31 protein-coding genes and 1 pseudogene are annotated in these 26,860 nt (G+C 65.1%); 15 read left to right on the top strand and 17 right to left on the bottom strand.

Going from position 1 to position 26,860, the window contains the following annotated elements:
* Positions 1-127: 127 nt before the first annotated feature.
* Positions 128-256, bottom strand: a complete 129-nt coding sequence (locus F1D05_RS42285) for a hypothetical protein (RefSeq protein WP_281388792.1) — start codon at positions 254-256, stop codon at positions 128-130.
* Between the two features lie 54 nt (positions 257-310).
* Here F1D05_RS42285 and F1D05_RS30270 point away from each other — a divergent pair, with 54 nt between their 5' ends.
* The 3 genes from F1D05_RS30270 to F1D05_RS30260 are packed head-to-tail and all read left to right on the top strand — an operon-like array spanning position 311 to position 2,260.
* Entirely contained in the window at positions 311-1,087 is a 777-nt protein-coding gene (locus tag F1D05_RS30270) for a maleate cis-trans isomerase family protein (RefSeq protein ID WP_185443807.1), read from the top strand.
* A 3-nt stretch (positions 1,088-1,090) separates the two neighbouring features.
* On the top strand, positions 1,091-1,642 hold the full coding sequence (locus tag F1D05_RS30265; protein ID WP_185443806.1) for a dihydrofolate reductase family protein: 552 nt from the start codon (positions 1,091-1,093) through the stop codon (positions 1,640-1,642).
* Between the two features lie 15 nt (positions 1,643-1,657).
* The gene (locus F1D05_RS30260; protein ID WP_185443805.1) at positions 1,658-2,260 is read left to right on the top strand and encodes a dihydrofolate reductase family protein; all 603 of its coding nucleotides are present in this window, start codon (positions 1,658-1,660) and stop codon (positions 2,258-2,260) included.
* Between the two features lie 1,001 nt (positions 2,261-3,261).
* Here the strand turns inward: F1D05_RS30260 and F1D05_RS30255 are convergent.
* Positions 3,262-3,849, bottom strand: a complete 588-nt coding sequence (locus F1D05_RS30255; RefSeq protein WP_185443804.1) for a TetR/AcrR family transcriptional regulator — start codon at positions 3,847-3,849, stop codon at positions 3,262-3,264.
* Between the two features lie 72 nt (positions 3,850-3,921).
* On the opposite strand from F1D05_RS30255, the gene F1D05_RS30250 reads away from it, so the two are divergent.
* The 3 genes from F1D05_RS30250 to F1D05_RS30240 all read left to right on the top strand — a co-directional run bounded on the left by F1D05_RS30250 (position 3,922) and on the right by F1D05_RS30240 (position 6,833).
* On the top strand, positions 3,922-4,725 hold the full coding sequence (locus F1D05_RS30250; protein ID WP_185443803.1) for an SDR family NAD(P)-dependent oxidoreductase: 804 nt from the start codon (positions 3,922-3,924) through the stop codon (positions 4,723-4,725).
* Between the two features lie 65 nt (positions 4,726-4,790).
* Complete coding sequence (locus F1D05_RS30245; RefSeq protein WP_185443802.1) at positions 4,791-6,230, top strand: coniferyl aldehyde dehydrogenase; 1,440 nt, start codon at positions 4,791-4,793, stop codon at positions 6,228-6,230.
* 60 nt (positions 6,231-6,290) lie between these two features.
* Positions 6,291-6,833, top strand: a complete 543-nt coding sequence (locus F1D05_RS30240; RefSeq protein ID WP_185443801.1) for a GFA family protein — start codon at positions 6,291-6,293, stop codon at positions 6,831-6,833.
* 141 nt (positions 6,834-6,974) lie between these two features.
* Here F1D05_RS30240 and F1D05_RS30235 read toward each other — a convergent pair whose 3' ends face one another.
* Entirely contained in the window at positions 6,975-7,220 is a 246-nt protein-coding gene (locus F1D05_RS30235) for a hypothetical protein (protein ID WP_185443800.1), read from the bottom strand.
* 95 nt (positions 7,221-7,315) lie between these two features.
* Here F1D05_RS30235 and F1D05_RS30230 point away from each other — a divergent pair, with 95 nt between their 5' ends.
* The gene (locus tag F1D05_RS30230; protein ID WP_185443799.1) at positions 7,316-8,155 is read left to right on the top strand and encodes a sigma-70 family RNA polymerase sigma factor; all 840 of its coding nucleotides are present in this window, start codon (positions 7,316-7,318) and stop codon (positions 8,153-8,155) included.
* 367 nt (positions 8,156-8,522) lie between these two features.
* Here the strand turns inward: F1D05_RS30230 and F1D05_RS30225 are convergent, their stop codons facing one another.
* From F1D05_RS30225 to F1D05_RS30215, 3 genes are read right to left on the bottom strand one after another with little or no spacing between them, the layout of a single operon-like run.
* Complete coding sequence (locus F1D05_RS30225; RefSeq protein WP_185443798.1) at positions 8,523-8,840, bottom strand: sec-independent translocase; 318 nt, start codon at positions 8,838-8,840, stop codon at positions 8,523-8,525.
* 3 nt (positions 8,841-8,843) lie between these two features.
* Positions 8,844-9,641, bottom strand: a complete 798-nt coding sequence (gene tatC / locus F1D05_RS30220) for a twin-arginine translocase subunit TatC (RefSeq protein WP_246486093.1) — start codon at positions 9,639-9,641, stop codon at positions 8,844-8,846.
* Between the two features lie 6 nt (positions 9,642-9,647).
* On the bottom strand, positions 9,648-9,899 hold the full coding sequence (locus F1D05_RS30215; RefSeq protein ID WP_185443797.1) for a twin-arginine translocase TatA/TatE family subunit: 252 nt from the start codon (positions 9,897-9,899) through the stop codon (positions 9,648-9,650).
* Between the two features lie 162 nt (positions 9,900-10,061).
* Here F1D05_RS30215 and F1D05_RS30210 point away from each other — a divergent pair, with 162 nt between their 5' ends.
* From F1D05_RS30210 to F1D05_RS30200, 3 genes are read left to right on the top strand one after another with little or no spacing between them, the layout of a single operon-like run.
* Positions 10,062-10,775 (top strand): class E sortase, encoded by a 714-nt coding sequence (locus F1D05_RS30210; protein ID WP_185443796.1) that lies wholly within the window; start codon positions 10,062-10,064, stop codon positions 10,773-10,775.
* A gap of 21 nt (positions 10,776-10,796) precedes the next feature.
* Complete coding sequence (locus tag F1D05_RS30205; RefSeq protein ID WP_185443795.1) at positions 10,797-11,459, top strand: ferritin-like domain-containing protein; 663 nt, start codon at positions 10,797-10,799, stop codon at positions 11,457-11,459.
* A gap of 12 nt (positions 11,460-11,471) precedes the next feature.
* The gene (locus F1D05_RS30200) at positions 11,472-12,101 is read left to right on the top strand and encodes a ferritin-like domain-containing protein (protein ID WP_185443794.1); all 630 of its coding nucleotides are present in this window, start codon (positions 11,472-11,474) and stop codon (positions 12,099-12,101) included.
* Between the two features lie 97 nt (positions 12,102-12,198).
* Here F1D05_RS30200 and F1D05_RS30195 read toward each other — a convergent pair whose 3' ends face one another.
* Entirely contained in the window at positions 12,199-13,434 is a 1,236-nt protein-coding gene (locus F1D05_RS30195) for an Nramp family divalent metal transporter (protein ID WP_185443793.1), read from the bottom strand.
* 211 nt (positions 13,435-13,645) lie between these two features.
* Here F1D05_RS30195 and F1D05_RS30190 point away from each other — a divergent pair, with 211 nt between their 5' ends.
* From F1D05_RS30190 to F1D05_RS42275, 3 genes are all read left to right on the top strand, one after another.
* Positions 13,646-14,641 (top strand): ferritin-like domain-containing protein, encoded by a 996-nt coding sequence (locus tag F1D05_RS30190; protein WP_185443792.1) that lies wholly within the window; start codon positions 13,646-13,648, stop codon positions 14,639-14,641.
* A gap of 541 nt (positions 14,642-15,182) precedes the next feature.
* Entirely contained in the window at positions 15,183-15,671 is a 489-nt protein-coding gene (locus tag F1D05_RS42280; RefSeq protein WP_206685886.1) for a phosphotransferase, read from the top strand.
* Positions 15,646-16,059 carry a phosphotransferase gene (locus F1D05_RS42275; protein ID WP_206685885.1) on the top strand — a complete coding sequence of 138 codons (414 nt, stop codon included), beginning with the start codon at positions 15,646-15,648 and terminating at the stop codon, positions 16,057-16,059. Before F1D05_RS42280 ends, F1D05_RS42275 begins: the two co-directional genes overlap by 26 nt.
* A 172-nt stretch (positions 16,060-16,231) precedes the next feature.
* Here the strand turns inward: F1D05_RS42275 and F1D05_RS30180 are convergent, their stop codons facing one another.
* The 4 genes from F1D05_RS30180 to F1D05_RS30165 all read right to left on the bottom strand — a co-directional run bounded on the left by F1D05_RS30180 (position 16,232) and on the right by F1D05_RS30165 (position 17,914).
* Positions 16,232-16,468: a TlpA family protein disulfide reductase gene (locus F1D05_RS30180; RefSeq protein ID WP_185443791.1), complete on the bottom strand. Its 237-nt coding sequence runs from the start codon at positions 16,466-16,468 to the stop codon at positions 16,232-16,234.
* 119 nt (positions 16,469-16,587) lie between these two features.
* The gene (locus F1D05_RS30175) at positions 16,588-17,112 is read right to left on the bottom strand and encodes a hypothetical protein (RefSeq protein WP_185443790.1); all 525 of its coding nucleotides are present in this window, start codon (positions 17,110-17,112) and stop codon (positions 16,588-16,590) included.
* Entirely contained in the window at positions 17,109-17,405 is a 297-nt protein-coding gene (locus tag F1D05_RS30170) for a hypothetical protein (RefSeq protein WP_206685884.1), read from the bottom strand. Before F1D05_RS30170 ends, F1D05_RS30175 begins: the two co-directional genes overlap by 4 nt.
* Positions 17,406-17,428: 23 nt before the next feature.
* Complete coding sequence (locus F1D05_RS30165; protein WP_206685883.1) at positions 17,429-17,914, bottom strand: MerR family transcriptional regulator; 486 nt, start codon at positions 17,912-17,914, stop codon at positions 17,429-17,431.
* Positions 17,915-18,045: 131 nt separating this feature from the next.
* Between F1D05_RS30165 and F1D05_RS41180 the strand changes: the two are divergent.
* Positions 18,046-18,171 (top strand): annotated as a pseudogene (locus F1D05_RS41180) (IS110 family transposase); the annotation flags it as partial.
* Between the two features lie 400 nt (positions 18,172-18,571).
* Complete coding sequence (locus F1D05_RS30160; RefSeq protein WP_185443788.1) at positions 18,572-19,810, top strand: tannase/feruloyl esterase family alpha/beta hydrolase; 1,239 nt, start codon at positions 18,572-18,574, stop codon at positions 19,808-19,810.
* 570 nt (positions 19,811-20,380) lie between these two features.
* On the opposite strand, the gene F1D05_RS30155 is transcribed toward F1D05_RS30160, so the two are convergent.
* The 6 genes from F1D05_RS30155 to F1D05_RS30130 all read right to left on the bottom strand — a co-directional run bounded on the left by F1D05_RS30155 (position 20,381) and on the right by F1D05_RS30130 (position 26,827).
* Positions 20,381-21,697 (bottom strand): hypothetical protein, encoded by a 1,317-nt coding sequence (locus F1D05_RS30155; RefSeq protein WP_185443787.1) that lies wholly within the window; start codon positions 21,695-21,697, stop codon positions 20,381-20,383.
* Positions 21,698-21,792: 95 nt separating this feature from the next.
* Complete coding sequence (locus F1D05_RS30150) at positions 21,793-23,310, bottom strand: extracellular catalytic domain type 1 short-chain-length polyhydroxyalkanoate depolymerase (RefSeq protein ID WP_185443786.1); 1,518 nt, start codon at positions 23,308-23,310, stop codon at positions 21,793-21,795.
* A 786-nt stretch (positions 23,311-24,096) separates the two neighbouring features.
* Positions 24,097-24,936 carry a MauE/DoxX family redox-associated membrane protein gene (locus F1D05_RS30145; RefSeq protein WP_185443785.1) on the bottom strand — a complete coding sequence of 280 codons (840 nt, stop codon included), beginning with the start codon at positions 24,934-24,936 and terminating at the stop codon, positions 24,097-24,099.
* Positions 24,937-24,948: 12 nt separating this feature from the next.
* Complete coding sequence (locus F1D05_RS30140) at positions 24,949-25,554, bottom strand: cell wall protein (RefSeq protein ID WP_185443784.1); 606 nt, start codon at positions 25,552-25,554, stop codon at positions 24,949-24,951.
* Positions 25,555-25,567: 13 nt separating this feature from the next.
* Positions 25,568-25,981 (bottom strand): hypothetical protein, encoded by a 414-nt coding sequence (locus F1D05_RS30135; RefSeq protein ID WP_185443783.1) that lies wholly within the window; start codon positions 25,979-25,981, stop codon positions 25,568-25,570.
* A gap of 399 nt (positions 25,982-26,380) precedes the next feature.
* Positions 26,381-26,827 carry an ester cyclase gene (locus F1D05_RS30130; RefSeq protein WP_185443782.1) on the bottom strand — a complete coding sequence of 149 codons (447 nt, stop codon included), beginning with the start codon at positions 26,825-26,827 and terminating at the stop codon, positions 26,381-26,383.
* Positions 26,828-26,860: the final 33 nt, after the last annotated feature.

Raw genomic sequence — 26,860 nt, 5'->3', positions numbered from 1 at the left:
TCAGTTGGCTCCAGGTGGTCCGGCTCGGGACCACTGCTTCGAGGCGGTCTACCGCACCGTCATCGACTGGAGGTGAATAGCCGGAGGCGTCGAGCAGGTTCAGGCTGCAGGCCATGCAACACAACCATCAGTTGCGGGATACGGCGAGGCCCGCCACCGCGGGGACGAGCTCGGCGTGCAGCTCCTCGGCGAGCACCAGGAACAAGCGCAGCTCACGCAACTCAACGTCCCGGCATCGTGAAGCGATGCTACGCATCGCGTGCAGCAACTCGATCTTGATGGCGCCCGCTCACCCTGCGAGGGTCGGGGCATGGACTTCGACAAGGTGTTCACGGTGGGCGTACTCACACCCCACGCGGCGCCTGGTCCGGAGACCGAGATGCCGGACATGGCGCCGGGGCAGGTCCGCGTTGAGGTCTCGAGGACCCGGAACGCGATGTCCTGTTCTTCTCGTGACGCCGCGTCGACCTCACCGGACGGCCTTCGGGCACAGGCGGGCGCGACGGCCCTCGACGAGGAGGCTTCAGCGCTGCTGCCTGCCGTGGACGTGCTCGCCTTCGCGTCGACGGGCTCGGGGTACGCCTTGGGCTACGACGAGGAGTCCGCGCTCGTCAGGCGACTCCGGGAGCGGTGGGACGTGCCGGTGTGCGCCACCTCCCTGTCAGCGGTGTCGGCGCTGCGATCCCGACAGGTCAAGCGCATCAGCCTCGTCCACCCGCCGTGGTTCGGGTCCTCGCTCAACGAGCTCGGCGCGGAGTACTTCCGCAGCCAGGGCTTCGAGGTCGTCGATGCTCGGCTGGCAGCCCTTCCCGACGACCCGGATCAAGTCCAGCCGGCCATGGTCGTCGAGTGGGTCGCGCAGCACCTCCGCCACCGCGCCGAAGCAGTATTCATCGGCGGGAACGGCTTGCGAGCCGCTCGCGCCATCCACCATTTGGAGTCCCGGACCGGACGCCTCGTTCTGCAGGCGAACCAGGTCCTCCTGTGGTCCGTCCTCCAGCACGCCGGAGCACCGGTGACCGTACGAGGGTTCGGGAAGCTGTTCGACGACCGTCGGCCCGACGGGAACAAGACAGAGGAGAGATAGGTCATGCGAAACGTCATTCTGTACATGTCGATGTCGCTGGACGGGTTCGTCGGCAGCGACCGTGAGCACCCCGGGACCGCGATCCCCGACGCCGAACTCAAGCAGTGGAAACTCGACCGGATCAGCAAGGCCGGCGCCCACCTCATGGGCCGCACGTCGTACCAGGAGATGTCGTCGTACTGGCCGCAGTCGGACGACGAGTACGCGACCCCGATGAACGACATCCCCAAGGTCGTGTTCTCCAAGACGCTCAGCGACGCAGAGGCGACCTGGCCGGTCACCCGGGTCGCGCGGGGCGACCTCGCGACCGAGATCGCCGCGATCAAGGCCGAACCCGGCGCGGACGTGATCGTGTGGGGCGGTGCACGGTTCGCCGGCGCTCTGGCCGCGGCCGACCTGATCGACGAATACCGCCTCCTCGTCCAGCCCTTGGTGCTCGGAACAGGACAGGCCCTGTTCGACCAACTGCCAGACTCCAGGCACCTGAACCTCATCGAGGCCCTGCCGTTTCCCAGCGGCACCGTGGTTCACATCTACCGGCCACAACACACCTGAGAAAGTGGAGGCACCATGGGCAAGGTAGTCGCGCAGGCGATCATGTCGCTCGACGGGTACGTCGCAAAGCAGGACAACACCATCGGCCGGTTGTTCGACTGGCTGCAAAACGGCGAGGTCGAGATCCCAACTCCCGCTGAGGACTTCGCTGTCCACCTGACCCCGCCGAGCTCGGAACACTGGCGGCGGTGGGTGGCCTCACTCGGCGCACTGGTTTGCGGCCGGACACTGTTCGAGGTGGCCGAGGGCTGGCAGGGTCGCCACACACTCGACGTCCCCGTCGTCGTCGTGACGCACAGGGTCCCCACCGACTGGATCGAGGCACACCCCGAGGCACCGTTCACCTTCGTGACCGACGGCGTAGCGGCCGCAATCGCTCATGCACAGACCCTCGCCGGCGACCGCGACGTCGCGGTCAGCGGTGGCACCATCGCCCGGCAATGCCTGGACCTCGGGCTGCTCGACGAAGTGGCCGTCGACCTCGTCCCGGTCCTGATGGGCGAAGGCAACCGCCCCTTCTTCGGCAAGCTCTCGGCTGACGACGTACTACTCGGCAACCCATCAGTCTGCGTCCAGGGAGACCGCGTCACCCATCTCGTGTTCCCAGTAGTGCACTAACCGCCGCCCCGCAGCACGTTGCCGAAGTCCGCAACGCGGGGTTGAAGCCTCAGCAGGTCCCCGTCGCGGGTTGCTAGGCCTGTCCTTGTCGCTGGTCGTTGATACGCAGGGCTTCGGCGGCCCCGGCCCATCGTGAACGCCGGACAGTCATCGTCGAAACTGGCCGGCCAGCGGGCCGAGGCTGACCCCATCAGAGTCTCCAAGTGCCGGTTGGGGTCATCGCACCTCCATGCCGAAGGGCCCCGGTGCCGAAGCACCGGGGCCCAAGGGGTTGGGATTGTCACCATCTACCAGCCGTGAGGCCGGTCTTACAGATCCGCAGGACGCCACGTGAAGGCTGTCACTGCGGGGATCGCTGAATGCGTAACCGAAGACCACCTTCCAATCCGATGGAACCACGGCACCCGCCCGGCGAAGTACTGGCACTGGCGGGCGATCCGACGGTGTAATCCCTTCCCTTCTCTCGAACCACAACTACCTACCACTACTGCAACTACAAACAGCTACTGCAACTACGAAACTGCACCATCAACTGCGAACTGCTACTACGGATACGGAACCGCGACTACAACTACGAACTACCTACTGCGACTACAGACTTCAACTGCGAACTGCAACTGCTGCTTGCATCCGTCAAACCTGGAGCCCTTTCCGACCACTGGCTCCAGCGACTCTGACCGGATCCTGGCGTGAAACCCGAGCCCCTTCACTGATCGGCCCGGCGGAGTCCGCCGTCGTGCGTACATCACAATCACATTCTGGGACAGGACGTTAGCTGTCCACGTCAGCTTCGCTGTGCTTCTCTGTCAACACGAGGAACACTACACACGCCATCCAGCAATGTCTAATCCGGCCACCACAGATATTGCGAGTGGCGCAGGAGAGCTTCGAGCCGCTGCTGAGGTCCGGCCGCGGCCGGACCTCACTGACCGGCGGCTCCCAAGGAGCGCGGCGGGTCGGGCCGAAGAGCGACATCCCCGCGATTGCTCTTGAGCAGAGCCTCAGCGACGGCGGACCGCCTGCACGGCGATGTCGTAGAGCTCGGCGATGTCGACGCTCCCGCGCAGCCGCACCCACTCCTCGTTCGCGGCCTGCAGGCAGGTGATCCCGGCTGCCGCGATCGCGCGCGCCTCGAGGACGCGATGCTGGGAGGCCGGCAGTCGCGGCTCGATCAATGGCGCGAGCAGGTCCTGCCAGCGCGCCTGCTTCTCCGCGTGCCCGGCGCGCAGCGATTCGTTGCCGAAAAGGAGCGTCGTGATCTCGAGCCGGTCATCCGCGGACATCTCGATCTCCAGGAGGACCTGGAACGCGGCACGCAGCGACTCCCAAGCACCCTCGTCGGCCGGCCGCTCGGCGAATCGCGCGGCGATCAGCTCGCCTTGCTCGGACAGGCTGCTGAGCGCCAGGTCCTCCTTGTTACGGAAGTAGTTGAACAGCGTGCGCCTGGAGACGCCCGCCGCGGCCGCTACCTCCTCGACCGTCGTGTTGTCGTAGCCCTTGGCGGCGAACAACTCCAGGGCCGTGCGCGCGAGCAGCGAGCGGACCACGGCGCGCGTCTGCTCCCGGATGGGCGTCACCTTCTGAGTCATGCACCCATGGTACAGGAGTTCATTCGATGTAATCTCTTGCACTCAGTGCATCATCGTGCATATAGTGTCGCCATGACCACCATTGATTACCGCAACCAGACCATCGTCGTCACAGGAGCGAGCTCAGGTCTCGGCGCCGAGTTCGCCCGCCAGCTCGCCGCCCGTGGCTCGAACCTCGTGCTCGTCGCCCGTCGCGCCGACCGGCTCGAGACCCTGGCCGAGGAGCTGACCCGCACCCATGGTGTCGCCGTGACCGTGATCGCTCGCGATCTCGGGCTGCCCGACGCCGGTCGTAGCCTCCGCGCCGAGCTGGAGTCCCGGGGCATCCACGCGACCGGGCTGGTCAACAACGCGGGCTTCGGCACCCACAACGCCTTCCCGGACGAGGACCCGGACCGGCTGCAGGACATGATCGCGCTGAACGTCGGCGCCCTGGTCGACCTCAGCAGAGCGTTCATCGGCCCGCTGACGGCGGCCGGCAACGGCGTGCTGATCAACGTCGCCAGCCTGCTCGGCTTCCAGCCCACGCCGTACCTCGGTGTCTACGGCGCCACGAAGGCCTTCGTCCTCAACTTCACCGAAGCACTGTGGGAAGAGACCCGCGGCACCGGCCTACACGTCCTGGCCGTCAGCCCCGGCGCGATCGAGACCGAGTTCTACGACGCCGCCGGCAGCCAATCCGCCGACTACGGCGCCAAGCGCGTAACCCCTCACGAGGTCGTCCGGATCGCCCTGAAGACCCTCGACCGTCGCTCAAGCCCACCCTCCGTGATCACCAACGGCCGGCCGATAGCCATGGCCAGCAAGTTCCTGCCTCGCCGCCAGGTCGTCCGGTTCATGGGTGCCACCCAGCGACGTGCCATGCGCGGCGCCTGACGCACTCCCACCGGGGTTCTGCCTCCCCCAGCAACAGTCCCAACCACTGATCGAGGAGCACTCCCGTGCCTACCACCACCAAAGCCAACCCCACCTCGGCCGGACAATCCGACCGGGAACGCTTCAGCGACATCCTCACCGTTCAGCGCGCTGCCTATCTGCGCGACGGCGCGCCATCATTGACCCAACGGCGCAGCGACCTGAAGAAGTTCAAGGCCGCGCTGCTCTCCCGCCGCGAGGCCATCGAGGCCGCCATCAACACCGACTTCGGCAACCGCTCACGCCACGAGACCGCGATGATGGAAATTCTGGGTGTCGTCCAGGGCATCGACTACCTCGTCCGCAACCTGCGCCGTTTCCTGCGGCCGGCCCGCCGCCACATCGCCCTGCACCAGCGTGCAGGCAGCAACCACATCGAGTACCAGCCACTCGGTGTGGTGGGCGTCATCTCACCGTGGAACTACCCCGTGAACCTGTCGCTGATGCCGGTCGTCACCGCCATCGCCGCAGGCAACCGCGTCATGCTCAAGCCATCGAAGTTCTCGCCCGCGACCAATGCCGAGCTCGCGTCCATGGTCGCCGAGATCTTCGGTGAAGATCAGGTCACCGTCGTCAACGGCGACGGAGCGGCATTCTCCTCGCTCCCGTTCGATCACCTGGTCTTCACCGGCAGCTCTGCAGTCGGCCGGTCGGTGATGAAGGCCGCGAGCGAGAGCCTCGTCCCGGTCACCCTCGAGCTCGGCGGAAAGTCTCCGACGATCGTTGCCAAGGGCCACGTGCACGACCGGGCCGTGTCCTCCATCGTCTTCGGGAAACTGCTCAGCGGTGGACAGACCTGCATCGCCCCGGACTACGCATTGGTGCACGAGTCCGAGATCGACACCTTCGTCAACACCTACGACAGGCTGGTGAAAACCGCCTACCCGGACGGCCCGACGAGCAAGGACTACACCTCGATCGTCAACGACAAGCAGTACTCGATCCTCCTCGACCTGGTCGAGGACGCCCGCGCACATGGCGCACTGATCATCGAGGTCGGACACCGGCCGGAGGATGCCACCCAGCGCCCACACACGTTCGCGCCCACTGTCGTGCTCGGTGTCACCGACGACATGCGGATCGCCCACGAAGAGATCTTCGGGCCGATCCTGCCGATCTTCCCCTACCGCGACATCGATGACGCCATCGACTACGTGAACGCTCGACCGCGCCCACTCGCGCTCTACTACTTCGGCGGCAAGGACGCGGACCGGCGCAAGGTGCTCGACCGTACGACGTCCGGCAACGTCACCGTGAACGGCACGATCATGCACGTCGGCCAGGACGACCTTCCGTTCGGCGGTGTCGGCGAGAGCGGCATGGGCAAATACCACGGGATCGAGGGCTTCCGCACCCTCAGCCACCCCAAGGGCATCTACGTGCAGGGCCGCTGGAACAGCATCACCCTCCTGCAGGCGCCGTTCGGACGGCGTGCCGACGCCCTCCTCAACTTCTTCCTCCGCTGAACACGTAGCCGACCTCCGCCGTCCCCGATCACCACGACCGCACAGAACGGACCCAGACTCATGACCACCAACTCCACAGCTGCAACCGTGACGCGAGGCTCGTGCACCTGCGGCGCGAACACCTTCGAGGTGAAGGCCGGCGTCCCCATGCAGCGCTTCTACTGCCACTGCCTGTACTGCCAGCAATTCATGGGCAAGCCCGCTACCGATGTGACCTTCGTCCGGGCCAAGAACATCGTGATCCACGCAGAGCACGCCACCTTCAACAACCCGAAGGTGCTACCTCCCGGCTTCGCCCACGGGCGTGGCTCGCGCTTCGGGAATCCCGACAAGGGGCGCTTCGCCAAGTGCGCGAGGCTCAACCGCGGCCGCTGCGACGAATGCGGCCAGCCGTTCATCGAGACCATCGGCGGATCGGCCGGAATGGTGTTCATCCCCAGCGGCAACTTCGAACACCAAGACGCCCTGCCACCGGTACAGCGACACATCTACTACCGGCTACGCGTCCAGAACGTCACCGACGACCTACCCAAGCACCACTACTTCGCCAGCAGCCAATTCGCGATCTACCGGATGATCAGCCGCCTGTTCCGCCGTCCGTGAACCGCTCCATCGTCCCCAGCCAACCCGATCTAAAAGGCGCACCATGAACGCCCTCAGCACAATCACCCTCGAGCGTCCGACGCGGTAGCTGGCCACCATCACGTTCACGAACGCCGCGGTACCGCGGGTGCGGGATCATGCTCACCGGGTCGGGGTGAACCGTCCCCAGACCGCGCTGGAGCCGGCCGAGCCCTTGGCGTCGACGCGGTAGGTGTCGCGGGTGACCTTGCGGACACCGGTGGCGTGGTTGTACTGGCCGGCGAACTCCGACGAGGAACGCGGCGGCCAGGCAGACCACAACGCCGACGGCCAGCAGCGCCAGCGGAATGCCGATGGCCCGCCGGTCATTGCCCGGTCGCCGGGCACCTCGTTGCATAAGTTTGGCATGAGTTCCTGGAGTCGGGGGTACGGTTCGATGCAGCAAGTCGATGACCGTGGTTCAAGGGTGTGCCACGCCGTGACTCCCGTCGCGAGGTCATGCAATGGTTATTACCGAGATCACCAGCCTCCAGCAGATCCCGCTCAACTGCTCGTCCCCGCAAGACCGGGCCCGCCGCGAAGCCGCGACCAGACAGCTACTGCAAGCCAGAGTCGACTGTACGGACGAGACGCAGCGTCAGCGCCTGCTCGAGCAAGCTGTGGAACTGAACATCGAAATCGCCCGCGGGATCGCGCGGCGGTTCCGCAACCGGGGCCCCGAAGACGACGATCTGGAACAGGTCGCCTACCTCGGGTTACTGAAAGCCGTGCGCGGCTTTCGTCTTGACGATGGCACCCCGTTCATAGGGTTCGCCGTCCCCACAATCCGCGGCGAGATCAAACGCTACTTCCGCGATTGCAGCTGGACTGTGCGGATCCCGCGCCGGCTTCAGGAACTGCAGGGAACAATCGCCGCCGCGCTGCCGGCGCTGGAACAGGAATTAGGCCGAGAACCCAGCCATGAAGAGATCGCGGGACGGACCAATGTCCCGGTCGCCGAGGTCGAGCAGGCACTGGCCGCCCGGGGGTGTTTCAACGTGCTGTCCCTGGATCGCCCCAACGGCTACCACGAAGGCGGAGAAGAGTTGCCGTTGAGCGACACCCTCCGCGCCACCGACGACTCCTATGTCGAGCAGTTGGAGGCGGTAGACATGCTCAACCCGCTCCTCGAGGATCTGGCTCCCCGCGACCGGCGGCTGCTCGAACTGCGGTTCATCGAGGGCTGGACCCAAGCCGACATCGGCAAAGACATCGGCGTCAGCCAGATGCAGGTCTCGCGGCTGCTGACCAAACTTCTCGCCGACCTGCGCGAACAGCTGGCAGCGTTGTCCCCAGCGGCCTGAGCCGCTAGATCGAAGGCTCGGGAAGCCGACCACTGGCCTGGTGCCGCAACGATGCGTCGGCCATCGGGTGCGTACGCTCGCTGACGCCGACTCGCCGCGGCGGCTCCGGCTGCGCGGCTCATGATCCTGATCGACCGGAGGCCTCACACTGGTCGGTCGGGTGTCTCGCCGCCGTTCTTGGGATGCTCCTGAGTGCCTTACCGCGGATGGCGGCGAGACAACCTCCAGAGGTCTCCTGCGCAGTCCGCCAAAGCCTCGACCACCACCTCAAGAGCGGCCTCCTCCGAGAGCGCCGGGTTTCGCAGTACCCGGCGGACAGGCAGTCATCGACGGTAGGGATGGCTGGTTCCCATCACGCTAGGCGCGTTCAGGTTGCTTCGTGGTCGTAGGGCGACGGGAACGTCGGAGTCGTTTTCCTTACTGCGTCGGCCGTGGCCTCACGCTCCGTCCCTTCCAGCAGATGCTTGCGGATGAAGGTTCGGGGGTTGAGTTCGCGGACGTCGAGGTCGGCGAACTCCGGCCCTAGTTCGTCGCGCAGATCCTTCTGCGCGTTGGCGGCCATACCGCGCACCTGGTTCAGCAAGCGGGCCGCAGTACGGACGAACTCGGGCAACCGGTCGGGGCCAAGGACAACTATCGCGATCACTGCGATCACCAGCATTTCGGGAAGACCGATGTCGAGCACGGTTCAGACCTCCTCGGTCTTGCGCGAGCGGCGCCTGTCGTTGATCCGGCAGATCACCTCGGCGACAAAGAACAGCAGGCACATCGGAATAGCCAGCAGACACATCGTGAACGGATCACCAGACGGAGTCGCGACCGCGGCGAAAACGAAAATCACCAAGATGATGTACGGCCGGAACTTACTCAACGCCGACGCCGGCACCAACCCGACCATATTCAGCAAAACCACCACCAACGGGATCAAAAACGCGATCCCGAACACCAGCATCGTCCGGATCACGAAATCCAGATAATGCGGCACCTCAACCAGGTTCTGCACCGCATCCGGAGTGAAGCTGATCAGAATCGCGATGCCCTTCGGCAGCGTCCAGTACGCGACCGCCATCCCGCCGGCGAACAACGGCGCGGCGATCGCCGCGAACAGGATCGCCCACTTCTTCTCACTCCGATGCAACCCAGGCGCGATGAACGCCCACAACTGATAAAGCCAGATCGGCCCCGACAACACCAGACCGATCAACGCCGACACCTTGATCTGGAACGTCAACGCATCGCCGACCCCCGCCAAAGTCAGGATCGGCTTGGTCTCACCGGCCCCAGGATTCAGCTGCCGGACGCTCTCGTAGAACGGATCGGTCAGGAAGATGAAGGCCCGGTGATAGATGAACCAGGCGCCGACGGTGCACACGACGATGGCGAGCACACTGATGAGCAACCGGTTCCGGAGCTCGATGATGTGCTCACGCAGGGTCATCCTCCCGGCTCCGGATTCCTCCACGGAGTTGAGTTGTTCGACGCTCATCAGGTCTTAGCTGCGATGGTCTGACTGAGAGTCGGCCGAGCTGAAGAGTTTCGTACTGCGCTCCGCCGGGTCCGCTTCTTCGCCGAGCTCACCGCCTGTCTTCTTGCTGTGGGAGCCGATCTCGTCTTCCCAGATCTTCTTCGACTTGCCGAGCTGCTTGACCAACGCCGGCAGCTTGGCCGAGCCGAAAAGCAAAACCACGATCGCGAGGATGACGAGCCACTCCGCGCCCTGAGGCATACCGAGTTCGGGAACCATGACATCTCCTGTTCCTTGATTGACAACACGGTCTTCGGAGCCACCCACCCCAGAGATGGGTCAGCCCCTCTCTGCCAATTTCTCTGCCGCGTCAGCCATCCGCCGGCGCGAGGCCTCCGAAGGCCTGCTGATCAACAGCGCGGTGAGGAGATGGTCGGCAGTATGAAGTCCTGGAAACCGCTGTATCGGTGGCTGGCTGCGAGTATCGGCTTCGTAGCCCTGGTCGCGGTGGGTGTCGTCGTGTTCGGCCCGGACGGCGACCAAGTAGGCGCGGCACCAACCGTGGGAACTCCGCCAGGCAAGGTATCCGAGCCTGCCGCGGGCGAGTCTGAGGCGGCCGAGCCCGACGCCCTGGTGAACCGGATGCTCGACCAGATCCGCAACGGCAAGCCGGTCGAGTCGCAGTTCGCGCCGGGTGAGGGTAATCCGGCGGCCGGGGTGCCGATCGAGGCGATCAAGGCCAAGCCCGGCGAGCAACTCAAACTCGGCCGGCTGGCGATTCCCAAGCTGGGTGTGGATCAGCAGCTGAACAACGGGGTCGACGAGGCCGCGCTGGTTCACGGAGTCGGTCACTGGCCCGGTACGCCGCTGCCGGGTGGTCCTGGCAACAGCGTGATCAGCGGTCATCGCAGTACGAACGAGAAACCTTTCCTCTACCTCGACAGGCTTCGCGCCGGTGACCCGATCAAGGTGACCGTTGGCGCGAAGAGCACGACGTACAAGGTCTTCAAGACCACCATCGTGCCGCAGGCGGAGTACGTGAAGTTCGTCCTCCGCCAGCCCACCAAATCGGGCGACAAGGTGATCACCCTGTTCGCCTGCAACCCCATCACCGCTCATTTCCAGCGCATCGTCGTCGAGGCGCGCGCTGTCTGAGCGTTCACTCAAGGAGAGTTCATGGGTATCAAGACAATCTTCGGAGGCCGTCCGGTCCTCGAATTCGCCGACGAGCACAGCCGGCGGAGTTTCCTGCGCAACGCGGCTCTGATCGGCGTGGGTGTGACGTACGTCGCGACCCGCGCCGGTGACCCGGTCGCGTTCGGCACCGCGGACCGCGGCTTCGCCAAGAACGACGCCAATGCCAGCGATCTGGACATCCTCAACTACGCGCTGACCCTGGAATATCTGGAGTCCGCGTTCTACACCGCTGGATTGAAGGCGAAGCTGCTGAAGGGTCGCGACCTGGACCTGGTCGATCCGATCCAGCAGCACGAAGCCGATCACGTGAACGTGGTCCGGTCCACCATCGTCCAGCTCGGCGGCAAGCCCGTCGCGCAGCCGAAGGTCAAGTTCCCGGCCGGTACGTTCGCCAGCCGGGCCTCGTTCCTGAAGACCGCGGGCGTCTTCGAGGAGCTCGGTGTGAAGGCGTACCACGGTCAGGTGCCGCTGGTGAAGAGCCCTGACCTGCTCGGTGCCGCCGCGTCTATCGCCGGGGTGGAGTCGCGGCACGCCGCGATCATCGCCCAGATCACCGGCGGGAACCCGTTCCCGGCACCGATCGAAGCCCATCTGGCGATGGGGCCGGTACTCCAGGCCGCCATGCCGTTCATCGCGAAGTAGAGGAGGAGTTCGATGACTGACACGACCCGTGATCTGATCCACGCCAATGCTTCCGCGGTCCCGGCCGGCGTAGCCTTGGGTGCCTTGAACAACGGCTTTCACCTGGCCAGCGCCAAGGACTTCGGCAGCGACATCGACGTACTGAACTATGCGTTGACGCTGGAATATCTGGAGGCCGAGTTCTATCGCCAGGGCAACAAGGCGAACCTCGTCTCCGGCAAGGAGAAGAAGTACCTGATGCAGATCGGTGCCGACGAGGCGTCGCACGTGGCGACCTTGACGGCAACGATCCAGAAGCTCGGCGGTACGCCGGTCGGCGCACCGGCGGTGGACTTCGGTGGCGCCTTCGAGAGCCGCAAGAGCTACCTCACCACCGCGCACATCTTCGAGAACAAGGGGGTCGGCGCCTATCTCGGTGCGGCCGGCTTCGTGAAGGACAAGATGATCCTTCAGGCAGCGGCCGGCATCTTCGGGGTCGAGGCCAGGCACGCCGCGGTCGTCGGCAACCTGCTCGGGCTGAAGGCCGAGGGCGGCGTCTACCAGGGGCCGTTCGAGAAGGGCATCGCGAAGGGCGACGTACTGAAGGCGGTCGCACCCTTCCTCGTCGACCCGGGCAAGGTGGTTGCCGCGATCACCTACTGATTCATTCGCAGAGTGGGCCGGTCTCCCAGGGGGAGGACCGGCCCACTCTGCGTGTCACGGTTCGTTGCCTGGCTCTGACCTTGTCGCCGCAGGTACCTCAGCCGCGGAGAGTAAGGACGATCAATACTACGTTCAGCGTGGTGATCGCGGCCGCTACCAGGCAGGCCGCAGCGGTGGTCTGCCAACGGTTGACGAACTCTCCCATCACCCGGCGCGACGCGGTGAGCCGGACCAGCGGCCACAACGCGCACGGAATCCCGAAGCTCAGCACCACCTGCGAGACCACCAGAGCACGTGTCGGATCAATGCCTAGGGCAAGGATCACCAAAGCAGGGAGCAAGGTGATCGAGCGCCGAACGGCCAGCGGGATGTGCTTGCGCCAGAAGCCGTCCAGGATCACCGACCCGGCGTACGTCCCGACCGACGACGATGCGAAACCGGACGCTAGCAACGCGAGGGCGAACAACAACGCCGGCATCCGGCCGAGGTTGTCGCCAAAGGCGTGGTACGCCGCGTCAAGAGTGTCTGCTCCAGTCCCCCTGAGCGCAGCAGCCGCGACCACCACCATGGCAAGGTTCACCGCACCGGCCAGCGCCATCGCGATCCCGACATCCAGCCGAGTGGCCTTCAGAACCTGCAGCTTGCCGACCACCGATCGCAGCGTCTTGCCATGCCGCTCCGTGACGAGCGCACCGTGCAGCCAGATCGCGTGAGGCATCACAGTCGCGCCGAGCATGCCTGCCGCCAGCACCAGGGAATCGGTTCCGTCCAACCTGGGTACGAGACCGCCGATCACGGCCGAGCCCGACGGGTGAGACTGCACCGTCGACACAACGAACCCGATCAGCACGACCGCCAGAAGTCCCACGATCGCCGCCTCGAACGGGCGCTGACCCCGCTTGGACTGGTACATCAACAGGGCGAACGACACCGCTCCGGTGACAGCCCCACCGAGCAGGAGCGGGATCCTGAACAGCAGGTTCAGCGCGATCGCACCCCCGACGACCTCAGCCAGGTCGGTCGCGATCGCGACCACTTCGGCCTGAGCCCACAGCCCGGTAGAGGTTGATCGCTTGAACTGCTCGCGGCACAACTGTGGGAGCGTCCGCCCAGTCGCGATGCTCGCCTTGGCCGCCAAGTACTGGATCAGTACCGCCATCAGATTCGCACCGACCACCACCCAGCACAGCAGGTAGCCGTACGTCGTACCGGCGGCGATGTTCGTAGCGAAGTTGCCCGGGTCGACATAGGCAACCGCGGCAACAAAGGCAGGCCCGAGGAGAAGCAACCCCGAACGGTTCAGCTGACGCTTCAGTGGAGCCGGTGCATACATGCGCCAGCCTCTCCCCTCGACAACACGGACATCATCCCTTCGGAGCCGTGAGGTCATCAGATCGTTCGGTCGACACGCTGTTCGGACCGATCCGGTGATGCCTCGGCGCCGAATGGGTCCGGATGGCTGGTCGCCGGCAACCGCTCTTGGGACGACTCGCTGTGCCCGTCCGGTCATCCGGCCTGGCGGAAGCTCGATTCTGGAGTCTGAATTGTTCGACAAACTGTTCATCCGCCACGCAATTGATCGGAGTTCCGAGAACGGCGTCGATCGGCGCAAGTTCCTCCGCGCCGCCGGTGCCACGGGCGTCGGAGCCGGACTGGTCGGCGGCGGTTTGCTCGCCGGTGGCGCGTTCAACGCTGCCAATGCCGACACCATCGGTTCGGGGCTGGGTCTGGATCTCGGTCTCGGTCACGACGAAGACCACGACAACGCCAAGCCGAGCGACGGCGCGGTACTGAACTTCGCCCTCAACCTGGAGTACCTCGAGGCGGAGTTCTACCTTCGCGCAGTACGGGGCTATGGCCTGTCCGGAGCCGATGTCTACGGCAAGGGCAAGCCCGGCGGCGTCAAGGGCGGCCGCAAGGTCAAGTTCCAGTCCAAGATCGTGAAGGCCTACGCCGACGAGATCGCCGCTGACGAACTCGCCCACGTGCGCTTCCTGCGCAAGGCTCTCGGTGCTGCCGCAGTGGCTCGTCCCTCGATCGACATCGACGCCGCGTTCACCTCAGCGGCACTCGCGGCCGGGCTGATCAAGCCCGGACAGAAGTTCGATGCCTACGCCAACGAGAACAACTTCCTCCTCGCCGCCTACGTCTTCGAAGACGTCGGCGTCACCGCCTACAAGGGCGCAGCGCCGCTGATCAGTAACAAGACCTACCTCGAGGCCGCCGCCGGCATCCTCGCGGTCGAGGCCTACCACGCAGCCAACATCCGTACGACGCTCGTCGCGCGCGGCCTCGACGTCCCGTCTGTCGCGATCTCCAACGCCCGCGACAGCCTCGACGGCAAGGCCGACCTCGACCAGGGCACGACGTACAAGGGCAAGACCAACATCATCCCGACCGACGCCAACGGCATCGCCTTCAGCCGGGGCGCCGACCAGGTCCTCAACGTCGTCTACCTGACACCGAAGAAGGCCACCAAGGGCGGCTTCTTCCCCGCCGGCGTGAACGGCGAGATCAACACCAGCCGCGCCAACGCGTAGCTAGCAGACCGGGGCCGGCCGCACGGGCGGCCGGCCCCCCGATCACGCCGTCGAGGTGGTCAGGCCGTCTTGACTGTCAGCCAGATCAAGGTGTCCGCGCGATCCCACAGCAAATCACGGACCGCACCAGGTGCCTCCGAGTCAGCCGACGAGCCAGAGTCGTCTTCGCCGCCCCCCACTGCCTGCTAAGAGCACCCTCCGGGCCAAGACGAGCTACGTGGCGTCGCTCCGATAGGTCGTCACTTGAATCATCCTCGCGACCTCTCGCGCCACACGTCCAAGCCGCAAACCTGATCAACCCATAGCCATCAATATGGCGAGCGATCACGGTCAACCTCGTCGATCCACCCCCGCCGTCAACTGGAACGCTGTACCTCAGCGTCAACGACAACGGACGAGACACCTGGGCGGCCGAAAATCTCCTTTGATCTGGACCCTGGCGTGTGAATACTGGCTGTCGTCTCAGTTGTGCTGGTCTGCTTCCGGCGTTTCGAATTGGACTAGTGAAGGGCCCGCGAGAATGACCATGCACGATGATCAAGTGGACGTGACCACCGAAGTCGTTGCGACCTTGATCCAAGAGCAGTTCCCTCGGTGGAGCGGCAAGTCGATCCAACTCGTGTCGTCGACCGGGACGGTCAACGCCATCTTCCGCATCGGGAACGACCTCTCTGCGCGTTTCCCACTGCGTCTGACCGATGCTGCCGAGGCGCTGGCGGTTCTGGAACAGGAAGCCCAGGCGAGCGCGGAACTGGCACAGGTGTCTCGGTTCCCCGCCCCGGAACCCGTCGCCCTGGGGAAGCCTGGAACGGGTTACCCCATGCCGTGGTCGGTCCAGACATGGCTGCCGGGAACGATCGGCTTTGATGCCGACCCGAGTGGGTCGGACGCTTTTGCCGAGGACCTTGCTGTCTTCATCGCAGCCCTGCGGGACGCCGAGACGCGGGGGGCGGCTTTTCGGCGGCGAAGGTCGTGGCGGTGTTCTCGCTCAGCACGACGATTGGATGGCGAAATGCTTCGAGGAGAGTAAGGGGCTGCTCGACGTCCTCCGGCTGCGCCAGGTGTGGAGCCACTTTCGGGAGTTGCCACGCACGGGTGCCGACGTGATGAGCCACGGTGACTTGATTCCCGGCAATGTACTGGTCGCGGGCGACCGGCTCAGCGGCGTACTCGACACCGGCGGCTTCGGCCCGGCCGACCCCGCGCTGGATCTGGTCAGCGCCTGGCACCTGTTGCAGCCAGGCCCGCGGGAAGTGCTCCGGCGGACGCTGGTCTGTGCCGATCTGGAATGGGAGCGCGGCAAGGCATGGGCGTTCGAACAGGCGATGGGTGTTGTCTGGTACTACGTCGAGAGCAATCCGGCGATGAGCAGAATGGGGCGCCGGACACTCGACCGCATTCTGGAGTCGATGGAGTGATGTCGCCCGATCGCAGGCCGGCGAATCACCCCCCGTCTTTACTGAACTTAGCGTCGTTGACGAGTTGCTCCCGTGCCGAACGGCGATTCGACAGCTTGGACTCGAGCTCCTGCCACGACATTGGAGGGTTGCTGTATTGGAGCGATGGTTTCTCCGTGGCGGCTGTGTTTGTTCACGACGCACCGCTGGTCGACGTGACCTTGGCCAGCGCGCTGCGCAGGGTGGCTTCGTCGGTCGGTATGGCGTCGCGGCACACGATCCGGCCAGCAGGGTCAATCACGACAGTCGAGTCCATCGCCTTCACCCCGAACGCACCACTGAGCGCCCTGCTGGTGTCGCGGACGTAGCTGTAGCGCGCGGCGAAAGCCTGCAAGTCCGTGGCAGGGCTGCGCAGCCCCGGACTGGTCACGCCGCCAGGCCCGCCGCGGCCCGGACCGCGAGCGCGTCCAGGACCGCGACGTGCGCTGGCGGGACGGTCGCCTCCAGCAGCACCTGGCCGTCGCCGGCCGGAGAGAACGTGAGCCGCGTTCAGGCGCCAGGTGCTGTTGCCTGAACGCCCGGAGACATCGAGCGCCACAACTGGGCCGCGCCGATGATCGTGGCGAGGCGGAAGACGACCAGGACTGCTGCCACTGCGGCCAGGCCAGCATGGTCACCGGACAACTGGTGGCCGACCTCTCGACCATCCGCGACAGCTACCACTGCGGCGAATACGACCAGGATGGCTGCGGTGAGCCGGGTAGGTCGCCGCCACACCCACCCAGCCAGAGCCAGCGAAACCACGACCAGCGCAGCGATCGACACCGGCGATTCCAGTTCCATCCCGAGAACCGTCTCGCCGTGTGCGGCCTCACCTTCGGCGGCCGCCGACTCCGGCGCCTCATCGTGGTAGGCGCCTTCTCCGGCCTCGCCGGTCTGCACCGACTCGGTGCGCGACTCGCCTCCGGTTCCGTGTTCAATGGCCGCGCCGACGACCAGCAGCGCCGCGGACGCCATCAGCAGAACAGCCAGCACCGCGGGAAGGCTCACCCGCGCCATCCACCTGGTCTTCACGAACGCGCCTCGGATCGCCCGGAGCGCGGTTTGGCAGCGGTGCTGGGCATGCCCAGATCTGCCGGCCCGGCCTCCGTGGTGCATGCTGCCGGCCGGTGGCGTCGCCGCATGATCCAGACCACTCCGACCGCGGCGGTGACCGCCACGAGTCCGAGGACCGGCCAGAACACGGCGCCAACGAGTGACGCGGCACCAAGCCCACCCAGCACGGCCAGCAGCGGCCCGGCACAGCACACCGCGCAGGCCGCCACCGCCGCGCCGGCGGCCGCGATCCCGGTCCACGGACGCCCCATCCGAGAAGACCCGGGATCCGGCCTCACCTCAGTACCCCGAACGGTTCGCTGTTCGTGGCCCGCGCCTTGGCCGGTGTGGTCAACTCGACCATCACCGGTCCTGGTGGTGTCGCAGCGGTCACGCACCCGCACCCGGGCCCGCAGGCCCCCACCGGCGCGGGTGCGCCGAGCTGGTCGTGCAACTCGGTCAGCCGCTCGGAGAACGCCGTGAGCTCAGCGACCCGGCGATCGGCCTCCGCGATCCGGGCCGCGATCATCGGCCGCAACTGATCGCGGACCGAGGCACACACTCCCTGGTCCCAGACCGCGAGCAGGTCGCGGATCTCGTCCAGTGGTAACCCCAGCCGCTTGCCGGAGGCGATGAACTCCAGCCGCCCCAGCGCGGTGTCGTCGTACAGCCGGTACCCGGCGGCCGACCTGGCCGCCGTCAGCAACCCGGCCTGCTCGTAGAACCTCAGCGTGGACGCCGGCACCCCACTGCGCTCGGCCAGCTGCGAAATCCGGTACATGCCCACGACGGTAAACCTTCAACTCGACTAGAAGGTCAAATCGGCGCCCGTCCAAACTGCCGCCGGGAGATCGGCGCCTGCATCCGGTCCAGCACGCTGCGGGCTGTACACCTCGACGCGAAGTTGGTTGTCAAGTTCTCGGCGCTAAGGTCAGCCATCCCGCGGTACTGGAAATCCTCATCGGCTTCGGCGGACCCAGCGGGATCCGGGCGACCAGCCGCCGCAAACTGACCGCGATCGCCACCAAACACGCACCCACCGCCGTACCCTCGAAGCGAGGACCACAGCCGATCCGTCCCTGGTCGACATCAACGGCACACCGGCGGAGCTGGCTGAGGCACTGGGATCGTGGGTGGAGTCGTCAAGCGGCGTCGTGTCGCTCGCCCTGGTACTACGCCGCAACGCGGCAGATGCCTTGCTAGTGGCGCCTGCAAAACAGAAGCTACAGATTCTCACGATCGAATTGGCCGCCGGGAACGCGGCCCTGTGTCGTGCCCCGACTGCCCTCGTCGCCCTGACCGAACTCGAGGAGCCGGCACCTTCACACCATGGGCTGACAGCCCTTAGGAGGCCCACGAGTCATGTGCTCGGAGGAGATATCCCTTACCAGCTTCGGCCCTTAGCGTTAGCGCAGCCGCCGCAATAGGAGGACGCGTCATGCACCGTATCGTCATTTCAGCCCTGCTGATGACCGCGACCATCGTCACCGCAGGTTCCGGCGGTACTCCCGCGACCGGCTCGCAGCCTGACCTCTGCGCGCCGGCGAAGCACCTCCGAATGCCTGGGGCTGCCTATCAGGTCAATGCGTGCCTGGCCGATCTAACGACCGCCGGAACCGTCACGACCGGCCACACCAACCCCGCCGACTACACCGGCCTCACCCACGCCGCCCTGCCGCAACAGTCCGGCGTACCCGGGGTGCAGATCGACGGCTACTTCCCAGACTCGTCGACCACCAACACCAACCATGGCTGGAACCACGACTCCCAGTTCGTACTCCGGCTGCCGACCCACTGGAACGGCGGCCTCGTCGTGTCCGGCTCGCCCGGTGTCCGCGCGCAGTACGCGAATGACAAGGCCATCTCCGACTGGGTTCTAGCGCACGGTTTCGCTTTCGCGGCCACCGACAAAGGCAACACAGGCAGCAATTTCTTCACCGACGGGATCCGGCCGGGAGACGCCATCGTCGAGTGGAACCTCCGGATGACCCAGCTGACACTGGCCGCCCGCGCCACCGTGACCGCCCGCTACGGAAAGCCACCCGCGCGGACGATAGCCGCCGGCATCTCCAATGGCGGCTACCTCGTCCGCTGGCAACTCGAGAACCACCCCGAGCTGTACACCCGCGGCGTCGACCTGGAAGGAACCCTCTGGAGCCGGAACGGGCCGAACCTCCTGACGTTCCTGCCGCCCGCCATCCGCGGCTACGAACGACCAAACGGTCCCGACCACAATGCGATCGTTGCCGCAGGGTTCGATCCGCGCTCGGACTTCCTCTGGAACTACCACTACACCGTCTACTGGAAACTGACCCAGCGCATCTACGCGAGCGAACTCGACCCGTCGTACCACGGCACCGAGGCCGACTACGTCTACGCCGCCCGACCGCAAGCCCAGCAGGCCGTAGGACGGATCGCTCTCACCGGAAGGATCGGTCGCCCACTCATCACCCTGCAGGGCACCCTGGACAGCCTGCTCCCCATCACCCAGGACTCCGACCGCTACGCCGCTATGGTGAAACAGTCCGGACGCCAACGGCTCCACACCTACCGACGCATCGACGGCGGCAACCACGTCGACGGCCTGGTCGACACCTTCCCCGACCTCCTCAACCCACTCGTCCCGCCGTTCCAACACTCGATCACCGACGACTCCCGACAGCCCGGCGTCGGGTGACAGGTCTCGCGATGGGCAGTAAGGGGCCCACCTGGGTAGCCGGTTACCTGGTGGATCGCGCCGCGGAGGTGGATCGCGCAGAGGTGGCGCGGGCTCCGGCTTCGAGCGGCCGGTAGCCGCAGCGGGGGCGAGGTCTAGTACTACCACCCCGACGCTCAGCTCGCAGGCAGCCAGCAGTACCTCTCGCACTGCTGATGCAGCGAGCTTGTCCAGCTCTCCGGTCACGACTACCCGTACCTGACCATCGTCGACCTGCATCGCTCCCGATGCCGCGGTACCGGCCGTCAGGGGCCGCGGGTTCGAGGATCCTGCGCCGGCGGCATTTGCATCACCTCCGTTACCGATCCCAGCACGACCGCACCGGTTCAACAATGACCTGGCGACCATTGGGCCGACTGCGCGCAGGGCTCCCTCCTCGGCCACCCAATCTCACCCGCGTTCGGTTCGTTGGCTGGGGTCAGATGAGCTCGATCAGGGGAAATCCGGCAGTGGCGCCGCTGCGAGATGACAAAGTTCTGCCGGCGAGTGGCTCTGCTGAACCGCTCAATGCCGTGCTCCGCCGCCAGGTATTTACCGGATCTCGAATGGTCCGATGTCGATGGACGCACCGAGCACTCGTGGGCCACCGTCGATGTCGGTGGCCGAGGCGTTACCGGTTCGGCCCTTGTCGACGATGTTGCGAGCTGAGGCGTAGGAGCGATAACTCGAGAAGTCGGCGGAGCGTCGCTCGGGGTAAGGCCCGCTGCTGTTGTTGAACTCGCTGTCGCGGGTCTTGATGCTCGTGTCGAGCAGCTCGAGGTTGTTGGAGAAGTGCTCGCTGGTACTGCCGCCGCTGCGCCGGTAGGTGGTGGCCCTGGACTCGGCGCGGACAAGGATGTTGTTACGGACAGTCGTATTGGTGTTGGCCAGATGGGCGGCCTGTTCTTCCAGGTTGATGATCTGGTAGCGGAAGCCGCTCAGGATCAGGTTGTTCTCGATCACGACACCGCTCATGCTGCCCAGGTTGATGCCCTGACTGTCATAGGTCTCACAGACGTTGTCGCGGAAGGTGATATCGCGGATCTGGTAGCTGCTGGCGCTGTTGTTCTGCGCGATCAGGCACTGCCGGGACACCCGGAGGCAGTAGTTGTTCTCGATCAACGTGCCAGCCGAAGGCGTACCGTTGTTGTAGGTCTGAAAACAGTCGGTGTGCGGGTTGTCCTTGCTCGAGAACTCGTTGATGTCGTGAATGTAGTTGTAGCGGAAGGTGTGTCGTCCCCAGAACCGGATCCCGTCGACATCGTAGCCCTGCCCGGTCCGGTCCTTGTGCAGGTCGTAGATGTTGTTGCGTTCGACAACGGTTCCGGTGCCGTCCTCGATGAACATGCCGATGCTCTCGATACCCGTGACCGTGTTCTGGGCGACCAGGCCGTTGTTGCAAGACCCTCGCTCGCAGGAGATCCCGTAGATCAGCTTGCCACCGTTGACGAGATTGTTCACGATCTTGATCCCGTCCCCGGCAAACACGATTCCCGACTTCGGCGAGTTATAGTCGCCGCCGACCACCGTGAACCCGTCGAGCGTTGCGCCCTTTCCTCGCACGACCGCACCCTTGATCCGCGAGATCCCGTTGGATCGCACCACCACGCCGCCCTTGTCCAGGTTCACTGTCTGGTCTCGATAGTCGCCGGCCCGGACACACACAATCGCGCCTGAGCCAACCCTCGAAATAGCGTCATTGATCGAGCCACCGGGGTCGACATCTACAGTGCAGTCGCTGGTCTGCGGATTGCCATTGCCCGACGTACCGTAGTCGATCGCCGCTCGGACGTCCGCCTGCCCCGGCGCCGCCGCAGTCAACTGCGCAGCCGCAACCACGGCTGCCGATGTCATGATGGTGAGCGCCATTCTCAAAGCTTTGGTGGAAGAGATTCGGTGCTTCATCGGACCAGCCCTCCATATATTTGTTGGTGTTGATCAATCTGGTGAGGAGTGGTTTCTAACTACCGAGCCGCCGCATAGGTCACAGACAAAGTAATCTCGGGCCCCGATCTCAGGAACCTGTACGCCGTACTACCGGGATTCCGCTCGAAGCGGACTCGGAGCTGAGTGCGACCGGACCGGTTGATCGCGGCAACACCGGTCGGGGAGAAATCTGTGGACGAGACCGACCCCATGCTGAACGCAGCAATAGCTGCGCTGGCCGCGGCTGTCGATGCGCTGGACCAATCGCCTGCATCCGTTGCGCATTCGTCGAAACAGCCAGTCTTGACATCGACCACCAACCGATTACCGGTTGGATCGGCCCATGGATTACCGGACCCACCTGCGTACCTAACGGTGAGCCAGGCTCGGGTGATGGAAGCGCCGTCCGGTATCGCACCGGTATCGAAGGACAGCAGGGCGCGATTCTCTTTGCCGTCAACACCTCTGCCGATAGCGAGGTCGGCCGAAGTGCCCACAGTCGCACCGGAGCCGTCAGCCGCGGCCTTGACGTAACCGTCCTCAGACTCGACACCTGCGAACGTTGTGGAAGGTGGAGGAGGCGTGCCTGCGTTGTCCAAACCCCAGAAGCGGCCTATCTCCCCCGCTGCGCAGATCCCGATCGACAGAATGTAGGGCGCCGCAGTACCGCAGTTCTGACTGCCGGTGCCTGGGTAGACCGGTTGACCGTGACTCATTCCGGTGATCGAGTAGGTCTCGACAGCGTCGCGGCCGTCCGGCGTGCGGTACACGTTGTGCGGATAGCCGTTTACAGTGTCCGACAGATCCACTGTCTGGTCAGCGCCGGCAACATCGGTCCACTGTTCCATCAGTTCATTGAGGTTGCTATAGGCAACTGTCGAGTCACTGGCGCCATGCCAGATCGACACCTTCGGCCGCAGACCGCTATAAGCTGACGCGGCCCGGACTTTGGCGCCCCACTGGGACGGGGTGAGATTCACACCGGGCGACTGGCAAGAGAACGCCTCGACCAGCGTCGAAGCGCACCGATACGGGAGACCAGCGACGACCGCACCACCGGCGAACAGTTCCGGGTAGGTCGCCAGCATGACCGCGGTCATCGCGCCCCCAGCGGAAAGCCCCGTCACGAAGATCCGCGAGGTGTCCGAACTCTGATCGGCGACCATCCGGTCGACCATCTGCTTGATCGACAACGGCTCTCCAGCCCCACGAGCCGTATCGGAGGTCTGGAACCAGTTGAAACACGAACTCGAATTGTTCGCGGACTGCTGCTGCGGCAACAGCAGCGCGAAGCCCCACCGTTGCGCCAACTCCACCCAACCAGGTTCATCGTCGTAAGCCTGGGCCGACTGCGTGCAACCATGCAGGGCCACAACCAGTGGCCGACCGGATCCGATGCCTGGTGGCAGGTAGCGAAACATCCGCAGGTTGCCAGGATTCGTTCCGAAACCTGTTACCTCTGTAATCGATGCAGCCGCAGCCGCAGGCGCCCGGCCAACCGCTGCCAAGATGAGGAAACCCAGGACAGTCAACGCGACACAGACTCGTTTGCGCATGCGGACCTCACTAGCCGGATCGAGTGGTGTCCCGAGGATTCCCGGTCAGCTCTTTCGACGCCAGAGGCGCGCGATCCACAGATTGGCCCGAGCGTATGTGCGGGAGACCCACCATTACCTGCCTTACGTGGCCTCGCGATCGTACGACGTGGCAGCTTGGCCCTGCTTGCACAAAGCAGTGGGTCGGGTGTTCAGACGTGATGACGACCGAGCCCCGAAGAGTGCAATGCGGTCAGCTGACGGCAGATCCCGCAGCCACCCGGCAGACGGCGGCACTAGTTCACGATGGCCGAGATCGTTTGGGTGGACCGTGTCGTCGGCGATCATCGTCGTGGGGTCCCAGTAGACCGGTGCCGTAAGAACCACTTGCGAATACCGGTCTGCAACTCGGCGAAGCTGATCGTTGTAGCTGTCAACGAGAGCGTCGGATCCCTTGTTGTGAGGGGAACGCTGCGAATAGTCCAAGAGATACGGCTGCCCGACAGCGACCGCCAAGGCTCGAGGAGCCATGGCGGCGAAGCATTGCGACGGCGCCGAAGCTCCGTCACCGTCGACGTACGAATGGCCGTAAGCGAAGAGACTGCGCACCATTTCATTCATCTCAGATGATCAACACACGGCCGGCTCTGTCTCAGCTGCATGATCGCCGGCCGATGAGCGCCAGAAGGCATTGGTTGCCCTTGGCCCGTTTATGGCAGCGGTCGGTCTCGGCGTCATCTGCGGGTCGACACCTTCGCTTCGAGCTGACTTGACGGGCCGGTCTCCTGACCCGCCAAGCCGGGACCGTCAGCTCGCCACGACAGGCAGCAGCGACAGTCGGTAGAGGGTCTCCCCCTTCTCCTCGTCGACGATCGCCACCCGGATCTCGTCCGGCTCGTACCTCAGCCGCGGCACCGCGAAGACCGCCGTCGCCGGACGATCCTCGTATGAGGCTGTGTAGCTGAGGAACCGCCAATCCCCCTCGTCCCAGTGGTCGCGGATGTCGGACCGCAGGAGTCCGTTCACCGCCCGGTACGCGCCGCTACGCAACAGTTGCTGCTGCGTAGATGCCAGCGGCACCTCGTACGAGGCCGTACCGGCCAGCGGGTGTGTCAGCCGGACCTTGAGCCGGCGGAGCGGCATCAGCCAGTGCCGGTCGAGCTCGGACGAGAAGGTGACGAACAGCATGGCGACACCGAGCGCTACTACCACCGCGGAAGGACTCGGCGTTGACCACCAGCCTGTGTCGGCCGTCAGGGCCAGGACCGCCACAAGCAGGAGCAGCCCGGCCCTGGCGAAGGACCGCCACGAGACCGGAGTAGTTGCAGAGCCGGCGCAACCGCAAGACGATTCTGGAGCAACCACTCGCGCATAACCGAGGTAGGCAAGGAAGCCCACGGCCAGCGCAGCGGCCGCGAGGGCATCCACGGTCCATAACGGCGGCACTAGCAAGGCCGTGCCGATGACCAGCTCCAAGCCACCCACAGCGCGGAAGGCAGGCTCCGCCCGCTTCTCGCCGACCAGAGACGACAAGGCTGTGCGGCGGGCTCTGGCACCGACCAGAGATCCCACAAGCTTCCCGTAGGACGACCACACCAGCAGCGCGCCGATCACCAACGCCTGCAGGCCCGCAACCTCTTCAACCATGAGCGGACCTCCCTAGGCCGCTGCGTAGATGGTGGCGACATCGATCTCGTTGGTGTCCGGCCGCCATGCACCGATCACCTGCGCATGCTTGCCAACCTTGAGCATCGACAGGTCGGACACCGCGGCCGTGCCGTTGTACACGGCGGCACTTGTGCCTGGTACGACGTGGCCGACGATCTTTTGGCCGTTGTGGTCCAGGTGCAGCACATTCCGGCCGATCGCGGTGACGTGAACCTTCAGGTTCACGATGTTCACCCAGACCGACTCGGCGGCCAGGGTACCGTCGGGCATCAGCACGCCGCGGGCGTAGAGGCCGTCGCCGACCTTGACCTGGTCCAGGGTGGTCGGCCTGAGCTTCCAGATGCTCGTACCACCCGTGAGACGGATCCGGTGCAACCTGCCGTCGGAGCCGGAGACCAGGATCAAGCTCCCGTCCCTGGCCGTGACCCGGCCCTCTGCGAAGTTCGGGTCGGGTGCGCCGGGCTCGGGACTTTGCGAGCGGGCCGCGAAGGCGGTCTCGGGTGCGAGCGACCCCATCGCGGTCGCGCCGACGAGGGACGCGGTAGTGCCCAGCGCGGCGGCTGTGAGCAGGGTCCGGCGATCCAAGGTGTTCGTCATTGGTCTGTCTCCCTCAGCCTGCGTTGACCGAGCACGGGATCAGGCCGGCGTTCAGACTCGCGATCGAGCTGAACGCTGCCGGGGTCAGGTCGATGATGCGGTTCGAGGCGCAGGTCCCCCCGCAGCAAGCCCGCTCGCCGCAGAACAGGTCAGTTTGCGGACCGCAGTCGGCGATGGAGGTGACAACCCTGGCCCCGTTGCACAGGTTCGTCGTCGAGTGCCGGTAACCGCAGGTCCGCCGCGACATCCCCGAGATCCCGCAGGTGTCGGGGTGGGTGATCGCGTAGCAGCCGTCCGAAGTGTTCGGCCAGGCGTGCTGGAAGCTGCCAGAGTTGCAAGTCCCGCAGGCACCGTGTCCAGCGGTGCCGCACGGGCCCCACGAATTTCCACAACAGAACCACGAGACTTCGCCGTTCAATCCAGCCATTACTCCTCCTAGGTCTAGGGGCGGTTCGACCCATTCACAACCCTTATACCCCACGGAGCGTTAGAGATATACAACTCACAGTAAGGAATGGAAAGTTACTGCCACATCGGTGGTCTGGTCGGCCTCGATCTCAGATCTCCCCCTGCGTCGTCTCCCTACCGACAGCCGAACTGGTCACTCCCGGGCCGTCTGCAGCTCGGCACGTGCCGGAAGAGGAGCGGTGGGGAGCAGGCTCCCGCACCGTCGCACGTCATCCTCGATCGAAACTGCCGTCACTGTGGAAGCCGTCGCCTGGCAGTACTACGAACTTCCCGTCGGCCGGCATCGTCTTCGTTGCGCCGTTGCCGGCCGCCGAAGAAGGGTCGTTCGCCTAGCCGCTGCGCCGACCGTGGCCGCGTGTCAGCCGGTAATGAGGCCCAGTTGCCTGAGGACGGTAATCCCGTCGTCGAGGCCGAGCTCTTCGGTGATCAGACCGCCTTCCACCTTCAAGATCGAGGTGCCGGTGAAACGCATCGACTTACCGGTGTCGGCGGTCGGCAGACCACCGAGTGGCATGTCGTCGAACGCGTCGCCGGTATGCGTACCACCGCCGATCCACTGACCGACGACATAGTCGCCCTCGGCAATCAAGTCGGCCGTCCCTTCGAAACCAAGATCTGGGAACGCGGCCCGGAACTTGGTGGCGAACTCTCGTACTGCGGCGCGTCCCCGAAGCGGTGCGTGAAGCGAGTACTCGAAACGGATATCGGGTGCGGCGAGCTCGTCGATGACGGAGGGGGCGAACTCCTTGCCCCAGAACTCGGTGAACCAGCGACCAACGATCTCTTTGTTTCCCTCTACCGACATGGTGTCTCCTCTTCGCCTCGAATCGGATACGGC

The organism is Kribbella qitaiheensis (assembly GCF_014217565.1).
Lineage (GTDB): Bacteria > Actinomycetota > Actinomycetes > Propionibacteriales > Kribbellaceae > Kribbella > Kribbella qitaiheensis_A.
The sequence above is the reverse complement of the archived record's forward strand: the minus strand, read 5'-3'. Positions and strand labels throughout refer to the sequence as shown.

What these genes read in the sequence shown, in the direction of transcription:
- F1D05_RS30265 (WP_185443806.1), top strand. Translation starts at nt 1,091, where the DNA reads ATGCGAAACGTCATTCTGTACATGTCGATGTCGCTGGACGGGTTCGTC.
- F1D05_RS30150 (WP_185443786.1), bottom strand. Translation starts at nt 23,310, where the DNA reads ATGCGCAAACGAGTCTGTGTCGCGTTGACTGTCCTGGGTTTCCTCATC.
- F1D05_RS42275 (WP_206685885.1), top strand. Translation starts at nt 15,646, where the DNA reads ATGGCGAAATGCTTCGAGGAGAGTAAGGGGCTGCTCGACGTCCTCCGG.
- F1D05_RS30155 (WP_185443787.1), bottom strand. Translation starts at nt 21,697, where the DNA reads ATGGCGCTCACCATCATGACATCGGCAGCCGTGGTTGCGGCTGCGCAG.
- F1D05_RS30130 (WP_185443782.1), bottom strand. Translation starts at nt 26,827, where the DNA reads ATGTCGGTAGAGGGAAACAAAGAGATCGTTGGTCGCTGGTTCACCGAG.
- F1D05_RS30160 (WP_185443788.1), top strand. Translation starts at nt 18,572, where the DNA reads ATGCACCGTATCGTCATTTCAGCCCTGCTGATGACCGCGACCATCGTC.
- F1D05_RS30135 (WP_185443783.1), bottom strand. Translation starts at nt 25,981, where the DNA reads ATGGCTGGATTGAACGGCGAAGTCTCGTGGTTCTGTTGTGGAAATTCG.
- F1D05_RS30215 (WP_185443797.1), bottom strand. Translation starts at nt 9,899, where the DNA reads ATGGTTCCCGAACTCGGTATGCCTCAGGGCGCGGAGTGGCTCGTCATC.
- F1D05_RS30140 (WP_185443784.1), bottom strand. Translation starts at nt 25,554, where the DNA reads ATGACGAACACCTTGGATCGCCGGACCCTGCTCACAGCCGCCGCGCTG.
- F1D05_RS30240 (WP_185443801.1), top strand. Translation starts at nt 6,291, where the DNA reads ATGACCACCAACTCCACAGCTGCAACCGTGACGCGAGGCTCGTGCACC.
- tatC (WP_246486093.1), bottom strand. Translation starts at nt 9,641, where the DNA reads ATGAGCGTCGAACAACTCAACTCCGTGGAGGAATCCGGAGCCGGGAGG.
- F1D05_RS30270 (WP_185443807.1), top strand. Translation starts at nt 311, where the DNA reads ATGGACTTCGACAAGGTGTTCACGGTGGGCGTACTCACACCCCACGCG.
- F1D05_RS30205 (WP_185443795.1), top strand. Translation starts at nt 10,797, where the DNA reads ATGGGTATCAAGACAATCTTCGGAGGCCGTCCGGTCCTCGAATTCGCC.
- F1D05_RS30170 (WP_206685884.1), bottom strand. Translation starts at nt 17,405, where the DNA reads ATGGGGCGTCCGTGGACCGGGATCGCGGCCGCCGGCGCGGCGGTGGCG.
- F1D05_RS30250 (WP_185443803.1), top strand. Translation starts at nt 3,922, where the DNA reads ATGACCACCATTGATTACCGCAACCAGACCATCGTCGTCACAGGAGCG.
- F1D05_RS30230 (WP_185443799.1), top strand. Translation starts at nt 7,316, where the DNA reads ATGGTTATTACCGAGATCACCAGCCTCCAGCAGATCCCGCTCAACTGC.
- F1D05_RS30165 (WP_206685883.1), bottom strand. Translation starts at nt 17,914, where the DNA reads ATGTACCGGATTTCGCAGCTGGCCGAGCGCAGTGGGGTGCCGGCGTCC.
- F1D05_RS30195 (WP_185443793.1), bottom strand. Translation starts at nt 13,434, where the DNA reads ATGTATGCACCGGCTCCACTGAAGCGTCAGCTGAACCGTTCGGGGTTG.
- F1D05_RS30200 (WP_185443794.1), top strand. Translation starts at nt 11,472, where the DNA reads ATGACTGACACGACCCGTGATCTGATCCACGCCAATGCTTCCGCGGTC.
- F1D05_RS30260 (WP_185443805.1), top strand. Translation starts at nt 1,658, where the DNA reads ATGGGCAAGGTAGTCGCGCAGGCGATCATGTCGCTCGACGGGTACGTC.
- F1D05_RS42285 (WP_281388792.1), bottom strand. Translation starts at nt 256, where the DNA reads ATGCGTAGCATCGCTTCACGATGCCGGGACGTTGAGTTGCGTGAGCTG.
- F1D05_RS30210 (WP_185443796.1), top strand. Translation starts at nt 10,062, where the DNA reads ATGAAGTCCTGGAAACCGCTGTATCGGTGGCTGGCTGCGAGTATCGGC.
- F1D05_RS30145 (WP_185443785.1), bottom strand. Translation starts at nt 24,936, where the DNA reads ATGGTTGAAGAGGTTGCGGGCCTGCAGGCGTTGGTGATCGGCGCGCTG.
- F1D05_RS30235 (WP_185443800.1), bottom strand. Translation starts at nt 7,220, where the DNA reads ATGCCAAACTTATGCAACGAGGTGCCCGGCGACCGGGCAATGACCGGC.
- F1D05_RS30255 (WP_185443804.1), bottom strand. Translation starts at nt 3,849, where the DNA reads ATGACTCAGAAGGTGACGCCCATCCGGGAGCAGACGCGCGCCGTGGTC.